9 protein-coding genes are annotated in these 6,982 nt (G+C 74.6%); 4 read left to right on the top strand and 5 right to left on the bottom strand.

Annotated elements, in window-relative coordinates; genetic code table 11:
- Nucleotides 1-505: 505 nt before the first annotated feature.
- From RM540_RS15900 to RM540_RS15885, 4 genes are read left to right on the top strand one after another with little or no spacing between them, the layout of a single operon-like run.
- On the top strand, nucleotides 506-1,249 hold the full coding sequence (locus RM540_RS15900; RefSeq protein ID WP_311665939.1) for a cytochrome c biogenesis protein CcsA: 744 nt from the start codon (nucleotides 506-508) through the stop codon (nucleotides 1,247-1,249).
- Entirely contained in the window at nucleotides 1,249-1,503 is a 255-nt protein-coding gene (locus tag RM540_RS15895) for a CcmD family protein (protein ID WP_311665937.1), read from the top strand. Before RM540_RS15900 ends, RM540_RS15895 begins: the two co-directional genes overlap by 1 nt.
- Nucleotides 1,504-1,543: 40 nt before the next feature.
- Nucleotides 1,544-1,990: a cytochrome c maturation protein CcmE domain-containing protein gene (locus RM540_RS15890; RefSeq protein ID WP_311665935.1), complete on the top strand. Its 447-nt coding sequence runs from the start codon at nucleotides 1,544-1,546 to the stop codon at nucleotides 1,988-1,990.
- Entirely contained in the window at nucleotides 1,987-2,436 is a 450-nt protein-coding gene (locus RM540_RS15885; RefSeq protein ID WP_311665933.1) for a DUF1499 domain-containing protein, read from the top strand. The genes RM540_RS15890 and RM540_RS15885 overlap by 4 nt, the downstream gene beginning before the upstream one ends.
- A 53-nt stretch (nucleotides 2,437-2,489) precedes the next feature.
- On the opposite strand, the gene RM540_RS15880 is transcribed toward RM540_RS15885, so the two are convergent.
- The 5 genes from RM540_RS15880 to RM540_RS15860 all read right to left on the bottom strand — a co-directional run bounded on the left by RM540_RS15880 (nucleotide 2,490) and on the right by RM540_RS15860 (nucleotide 6,881).
- A complete protein-coding gene (locus RM540_RS15880) occupies nucleotides 2,490-3,125 on the bottom strand; it encodes a hypothetical protein (protein WP_311665931.1) in 636 nt (211 codons plus the stop codon).
- A gap of 110 nt (nucleotides 3,126-3,235) precedes the next feature.
- Entirely contained in the window at nucleotides 3,236-3,898 is a 663-nt protein-coding gene (locus RM540_RS15875; RefSeq protein WP_311665929.1) for an HD domain-containing protein, read from the bottom strand.
- Complete coding sequence (gene bshC / locus RM540_RS15870; protein ID WP_311665927.1) at nucleotides 3,895-5,631, bottom strand: bacillithiol biosynthesis protein BshC; 1,737 nt, start codon at nucleotides 5,629-5,631, stop codon at nucleotides 3,895-3,897. Before bshC ends, RM540_RS15875 begins: the two co-directional genes overlap by 4 nt.
- On the bottom strand, nucleotides 5,628-6,203 hold the full coding sequence (locus tag RM540_RS15865) for a hypothetical protein (RefSeq protein ID WP_311665925.1): 576 nt from the start codon (nucleotides 6,201-6,203) through the stop codon (nucleotides 5,628-5,630). Before RM540_RS15865 ends, bshC begins: the two co-directional genes overlap by 4 nt.
- Before the next feature lie 87 nt (nucleotides 6,204-6,290).
- Nucleotides 6,291-6,881: a bifunctional nuclease family protein gene (locus RM540_RS15860; RefSeq protein WP_311665923.1), complete on the bottom strand. Its 591-nt coding sequence runs from the start codon at nucleotides 6,879-6,881 to the stop codon at nucleotides 6,291-6,293.
- Between the last annotated feature and the right edge of the window lie 101 nt (nucleotides 6,882-6,982).

The raw sequence follows: 6,982 nt of genomic DNA, 5'->3' as shown, positions 1-6,982 counted from the left end.
GTGCGCCACCCCGCCCTCGCGCGTCATGGGCGGGGTGGGCGCTGTAGCGCCGTTGCATGCAACGGCGTCGGGCAACGGCGTCCGGGCGGGGCGGCGACGGGCCAAACGCTCCGCTTGCGTCACAACCACCCCTATCCCCTCTTGGCTGCGCCGACGCTGCGCGGTGGCCAGGAGGGGGACTGCCGCCGCCTTGAATGGACTTCGGCGGGAGGCTCTGACCGCTCCAATCGCCCCGGACACGGCACGCCGTGTCCCCACGGGTGCTCGTTGATGGGCGGGGTGGCTGTACGACCGCCCCGCCCCCGAGGGCGACCGCCGCTCGCCCCTACAGGACCGCTCGCGGGCGGGGTGGAACAAACCCGGCGCCGCCCCGCCCGCGAGCGTCCATCCCCCATCCCCCATCCCCCATTCCTCATACCCCATCCCCCATTCTCCATTCCCCATTCTCCATTCCTCGGGCATCCCGGCCGTTCTTCCGGGCGTTCCCCGCGCCCCGCCCCGCCCGATGGACCGCGACCTCGCCCTGCCCCGCTACGGCCTCGTGTACCGCCTGTTCGGCGTCGTCGCCGCGGTTTGGGTCACGGTCGTGCTCGTGCTCGGGATCGCGGCGCCGGTGACGAACCTGCCGATCCTGGAGCAGACGGCGCGGAACCTGTACTTCCACGTGCCCATGTGGTTCGTGCTCTACGCCGGCGCGGTCGCCGGGGCATGGCACGCGGGGCGCTACCTGGCCACCGGCCGCGAGGTCCACGACGTGCGCTCCGAAGCCGCGTGGCGGGTGTCGACGGCGGCCGGCGTGATCGCGCTCGTGACCGGCATCCTGTGGGCGCGGTTCACGTGGTACGTGGGCACCAACATCTGGTGGAACGGCGACCCCCGCCAGACGATGGTGGCCGTGCAGCTGCTGATCTCGGGGGCCTACTTCGTGCTCCGCGGCCAGATCGACCGTCCCCGCACGCGGGCGCGGCTCTCGGCCGTCTACGCGCTGTTCGCGACAGCGACCATGCCGTTCCTGACCTACGTCCTGCCGCGCCGCCTCGCGAGCCTCCACCCGGGCGCCGAGGGCAACCCGGCCTTTAGCCAGATGGACATCGCCCCGCAGATGCGGTGGGTGTTCTACGCCGCCGCCGCCGGCTTCCTGATGCTCGCGTGGTGGATCTACACGCAGCGCGTCCGCGCGCGCGTCGCCGAGCTCCGCGTCGAGCGGGGCGGGGCGGACGCCGCGCCGGCCCTCGCCGTCGTCTCGTGATGCAAGTGGCCGACACGACCGTCGCCGTCCTCGACGCCGCTGCCGCCCAGGTGGGGCAGCAGCCGGACGCACTCGAGCAGGTCATGCTGTCCCAGGACAAGCTCTACGTCGTGCTCGCCGTTGTCCTCGTGGTGTGGCTCGGGCTCCTGTTCCTGCTCGTCCGCACCGACCGCCGGCTGGGCCGCGTCGAGCGCGAGCTCGACCGGCTCGACGACGCCCCGCCCCGCCCCGCCGAGCCCTCCGTCGACCGCTAGCGGCCGTACGTTCCCGTTCCCCGACCGCCCCGCCCCCGCCATGCGCCTCAAGACCCTCGCCGGCCTCGCGTTCGTCGCCGTTTTCGGCTTTTTCGTCGTGACCAGCTTTGGAAGCCAGCTCTCGGGCTACGAGACGTTTACCGAGGCGACCGAGAGCGGGCGCCGCGCCCACGTCGTCGGCGAGTGGCTGGAGGCCGAGCCCTCGCGTTACGACCCGGACCGGAACGTGTTCACGTTCGTCATGGCCGACGAGGACGGAACGGCCCGGCGCGTGGTCTACGCCAACCCGAAGCCGGCCTCGTTCGAGGACGCCGAGCAGGTTGTCGTCGAGGGCCAGATGACGGCGGCCGGCGACTTCGAGGCCGAGCACATCCTCGTCAAGTGCCCGTCGAAGTACAACGAGGGCGGCGAGTTCCAGGCCGACCCGACGGCCGGCACACCGGCGGCCGGCGGCCCGGCAACGGTCGCGTTGGGGGCGGGGCGGTGAAGCGGCCTCTCCTCCTGGGTCTGGGCACGCTCGGCGTGATGGCCGCGGCCCTCGTCGCGGGCCGGGTGCTCGGGTCGCGCCCCGACGAGCCTGGCTTTGTCGGCCCGCTCCCGACCTGCACGGACACGCCCAACTGCTACCGCGCCCGGCGAGCCTACGACGTCGGCCCCGAAGCGCTCAAGACCGCGCTCGACGCCGCCGTCCGCGAGCAGCGGTCGATCTTCTCGGGCTCCGCCATCCGCGTGACGCCGACCGAGACCGGGCTCCGCGCCGTCTTCCGCGCCGGCCCGTTCCGCGACGACGTCGCTGCGGCCATCGAACCCGGCTCGGCCGGGCAGTCCGTCCTCCACGTCCGCAGCGCGTCGCGCGTGGGCGAGAGCGACCTGGGCGTCAACCGCCTCCGCGTCCGGCGCCTCCTGGACGACGTCGCCCGGCGACTCGCGTAAGGGGCGGGGCGGCGAAAGGCCGCGCCCCGCCCTGCCCGCTCTTTCTCGCCCGCTCAGTCGAGGTACGGGCGCCAGGTGACTTCGGCGGCGCGCGCCACGCCGTCCTCGTCCGTCTCGTAGCGGACCTCCACGGCGGTCGGCGCCGGTCCGCTGTCGATCTCGTAGAGGACCGCCCCGCTCCGCTCGTCGACCGGGCGCCCGAGGACGTCTTCGAGCGCCTCGCGCGCTTCGCCGACCGCCACCCCGCCCGATGTCCCGTAGCCGGTGCCCATGATCGTCACGCTCTGGACGAACGTCGGCCCGTCCGTGACCTCGTAGGCCACGACCTCCATCCCGTCGTACACGCGCGTGCGGACGGTGTCGACCTGGCCTTCCGTGTACTCGTTCGCGACGAGCTCGACGTGCGTCTGCCGAGGCGGGCGGAGGCCGGCGAGGAACGCGGCGGGGTCGTCGTGGAGGGCGAGGATGCGGTCGAGCGGCACGCCGGGCCGGACTTCGGGGGCGGGGCGGTCGGCGGGTGCCTCCTCCACCTCGGCGGAGGGCGCGGCGGCGCTGCGCGGAGCGGCCGGCTCACTACCGCACCCGGCGAGCACTACCAGCGCGGCGAGGCCGAGCGCGACGGCGGTCCGCCCCACCCCGCCCCACGTGGGCGGAGCAGCGGGCGGGCGGGAGCGAGTAGAAGGCGGCATGCGCCCGAACCTACGGCGGGCGGGGTGGCGGGTCCTTCTTGTAGACCACAGCCCGTTCCCCACCCCGCCCTAGTCCAGCGAGTGTCCAAGGGCGGGGCGGGCGAGGTGGCTTAGGCGGCGACGCCGGCCGCCGCCTCGAACCGCGCCACCTCCTGGCCCAGCCGCTCGCGCATCGGGCCGAGCCGCGGGTCGTCGAAGCGGCGCGTGGCGTCGAGGGCCGCGTGGAAAAACCACGCCTGCGCCTCCGGCCCCGCCGAGAGCGCGCGGCGCCCCGGCCCGTCGGCGAAGATGTCGACGCCGGCCTCCAGGCTGGACGCCATCGAGAACGCGTTGTGGAGCTTGTCGGCCAGCGACACGGCCGCGCCCTCGACCGGGCCGGCGCGGAGCGCGTCGAGGTACGCCTCCTTCCGCACGCGCCACGGGAGCCAGTCGCCCGCGGCGTCGCGCTTGGGCTCGGTCACGGCCTCGACGATGCGGACGACCGCCCCGCCCACGAGCGCGTCGAGCGCGGCCGGCGTCATCGTGTGGCCGTAGCGGTCGGCGTCTTCGAGCGCGTCGTGGAGGAAGGCCGCGGCGACGGCCTCGTCGCCCCACCCCGCCCGCTGGACCGTGAGCGCGACGGTCGTGACGTGGGCCATGGCGGGCACGCGCGACGGCGCGCCGTTCGGGGCCTCGACGCACGGGTCGCTCCACCGGCCCTTGCGGTACGTCTGGTCGTGCCACTCGGCGGCGATCTCGACGGCGCGCTCGACGAGCGGGGAAAACAAGGTCATGGGCGGACGACGTAGTGGGCGGAGGCGTCGAGCGGCACGGCGCCGACGAGGTCCGCGAGCGCGCCAACACCGTGCCGGGCGACGACGCCGAGCGGACCGAGCGCCCGCTCCTGGAGCGCCCCGCCCGGCCACAGCGCCGCCTGCGCCCGCTCCAGCCGCGCGCGGACGTCGGCGTGTGCCCGCTTTTCGACGCGGACCGTCTTCGTCTCCAGACGGTCGACCGCGTGGTCGACCGCCGCTCGCGCGGCGCCGGCCGCCCCGCTCAGCTCGCCGCCCACGTTTAAGGCGACGGCCTCCAAGTCGGTCAGTACGCCCGAGAGACGGGCGCGGGCGTCAGCGAAGACGCCGTCGAGGTCGGCGTCGGACGCCTCCAGCGCGAGGCGGCGCCAGAGCGCGGCGAGGTCACCCGAAAGGTCGGCCACGTCCAGCCCGTAGCGGTCGAGCACTTTGGCGACGCTGGGCTCGACGACCGTCAGGCTGAGGCGCGGCTCGACGACGGGCATCGGCACGCCGAACCGCTCGTAGACCGGGCCGAGCTGGGCGAAATACGCCGCCTCGCCCGGCCCGGCGACGTAGGCGGCCGTGGGCAGCAGCACGTCCTGCACGAGCGGCCGCAGGACCACGTTCGGGCTGAACCGCCACGGCTCGGCGTCGAGCAGGACGTCCAGCGCGAGCGTCCGCCCCGCCCCGCGCACCTCGAAGGCGGTCCCTCCCGTCTCGGCCGGGTCGAGCGCGAGCCGCCGCCCCGCCCCCTCCTCGGTCGCCCCAGGAGCGCCGTCGTCCTCCGAACCGGGCGGGCGGGGCGGGGCGGCGTCCTCCAGCCAGAACAGGTTGACCGGCGACGGCGCCACCTGGGCGTGGAACCCGGCCGCCACGAGGTCGGCGCTGCGCGCCTCCAGAGCCGCCAGCGTCTCGGGCCACTCGGACAGCTCGCGCCGTACGAGCGGGGCGGCCAGCGCCTTCAGCCGCGCGTCGTCGACCGACATCAGGACCACGTCGGGGACGAGCGCGCGGAGCAAGCGCGCGAACGCGTCGCGCATCGTCCGGCCGGGGACGTAGGCGGCGCGGGCGAGGGCGAGCGCCTCGGCACGGTGCGGACCGGCGGGGAGGGCGGCCTCCAGCCCCCGCAGGGCGTCCGCGACGGCGGGTTCGGTGAGCACGATCCGCCCGACGGGGACGGCGTTGTCGTGGGCGGACCGCAGCCCGGCGAGGCGGCCGTCTTCGTACGTCACCGTGCGGACGTCGGGGCCGTCGGCGAAGGCGGCCCGGTGGATCTCGGCGAAGTCGTGGTCCTCGTCGGCCAGCCAGAACACGGGGACGGCGGGGCGGCCGGTCTCGCGCTCCAGCCGCTCGGCCAAGCGGACGGCCGTGCGCGCCTTATAGACCGTGTAGAGCGGGCCGGCAAACAGCCCGAGCTGCTGGCCCGTCACGACGGCGACCGACTCGGGATCGCGGAGCCGGCGGACGAGGGCCAGGACTTCGGGCGCGGCGCCCCATGCCGCGTTCTGCTCGGCCAGCACGTCGGCGACGGCGTGGCGGTGGCGGGCGCGCTGCGCCGCGATCTGGGCGGCCTCGGCGCGGTCGGCCCGGCTCCACGGGTTCCAGCGGTAAAATCTCAGGGCCGCCTCGTCTCCGGCCGCGTACGCCTGGAACAGCGCCGAGGCGCCGACGGCCGCGGGCGGCAGCGCCCGCACGTCCGGGCCGAGTGCGGCGGGGGCGGGGCGGTCCGTCACCCGTCGTCCTCCGCCCCGCCCTGAGCGGCGAGCGCGGCCTCTAAGCCCGCCTTGAACTGCTGCATCTTGGCGTCGAACGTGACCACCCAGCGGTCGCCCGTCCACTGGGCCGTCGTGAGCTCGACCCCGTCGATGTCCGTCCCCATCACCTCCGCCTGCGTGCGAACGACGACGTGGCGGAGGCTGTCACCCTCGGCGACGCTGCCGACGACGCGGCCGCGCGCGCTCTCGATCGCCTCGCCCACGAGCGGCTCGGCGCCCGTGAGCGCGCTCAGGAACTCGGCGAACGCCTCGGGCGGGGTGGCGTCCGGGTCGACGTCGAACGCGCCGGTCTCGTCGAGCTCGGAGAGCGCGCCCATGAGGCCCATGAACTCCTCGAGCTCGTCGGGGTCGAGGAGCCGGGCGGCGGCCACGTAGTCCCCGCCGGTGAACGCGCGGACGTACTCGCCGACGACGGCCTCCGCCCCGCCCGCGCCAGGCGTGGCCGCGTCCTGCGCGGCGGCCGGCGCGGCGAACGCGAGGAGGAGGGCAGCGCCGAGGAGGGACGGCGGGGGCAGGTTGGAGAGGCGCATGGGTGGCGGTGTGGGGTGCGGGAGCCTCGACGCCTTCCATCAGGCCGTACCCGGTACCTCGTACCCGGCACCCGCCCGCGAGGCGCTCTAGTTGTCCCCTTTCATCCGGGCGATCTCGTCGCGGAGCGTGGCGGCCGTCTCGTAGTCCTCGTCGGCGATGGCCTTTTCGAGCTGGCTCTCCATGCGGTCGAGCTTCGACATCGTCTTCCGGGCCGGGTCCGGCGACTCGCGCTCGGCGACCGCCTCGCGCTCGTCATCGTCGTCGCCGTCGTCGGCCGGGATGCCGGCCTCGTCGAGCACGGAGGCCGCGACAAAGATGGCGGCGTCGGTGCGGACGGCGAGCGCCACGGCGTCGGACGGGCGCGCGTCGAGCGTGGCCTCGTCGTCGTCGTAGACGTAGCGGATCTTGGCGAAGAAGGTGCCCTCGCGGAGGTCGTCGATGACGACGTCCGTGACCTCAGCGCCGAGCGCGTCGAACAGCCCGCGCAGCAGGTCGTGCGTCATCGGGCGGGGCGGCTGGATCTTTTCGAGTTCGAGGGCGATGGCCTGGGCCTCGGACGCGCCGATGATGATCGGGAGCCGGCGGTTGCCGCCGACCTCGCCCAAGACGAGGGCGTACGCGCCGCCCGAGGAGGGGCTCGTCGAGAGCCCGATGATGTCGACCTGGATGTAGTCCATGCGGAGAGAAACGTGCCCAATCAGAGGAAGGCAGGGAAGGTAACGGCGGGCCGGGGCGGAAGCGGCCTCCGGCGATGCCCCAACCCGCCGCGGCCGGCGCT

This window comes from Rubrivirga litoralis, from assembly GCF_031846415.1.
Classification (GTDB): Bacteria; Bacteroidota; Rhodothermia; order Rhodothermales; family Rubricoccaceae; genus Rubrivirga; species Rubrivirga litoralis.
This window is presented reverse-complemented; position numbering and strand designations above follow the sequence as displayed.

Coding starts and splice junctions, on each gene's coding strand:
- RM540_RS15900 (WP_311665939.1), top strand. CDS start 506: ATGGACCGCGACCTCGCCCTGCCCCGCTACGGCCTCGTGTACCGCCTG.
- RM540_RS15895 (WP_311665937.1), top strand. CDS start 1,249: ATGCAAGTGGCCGACACGACCGTCGCCGTCCTCGACGCCGCTGCCGCC.
- RM540_RS15890 (WP_311665935.1), top strand. CDS start 1,544: ATGCGCCTCAAGACCCTCGCCGGCCTCGCGTTCGTCGCCGTTTTCGGC.
- RM540_RS15880 (WP_311665931.1), bottom strand. CDS start 3,125: ATGCCGCCTTCTACTCGCTCCCGCCCGCCCGCTGCTCCGCCCACGTGG.
- RM540_RS15875 (WP_311665929.1), bottom strand. CDS start 3,898: ATGACCTTGTTTTCCCCGCTCGTCGAGCGCGCCGTCGAGATCGCCGCC.
- RM540_RS15865 (WP_311665925.1), bottom strand. CDS start 6,203: ATGCGCCTCTCCAACCTGCCCCCGCCGTCCCTCCTCGGCGCTGCCCTC.
- RM540_RS15860 (WP_311665923.1), bottom strand. CDS start 6,881: ATGGACTACATCCAGGTCGACATCATCGGGCTCTCGACGAGCCCCTCC.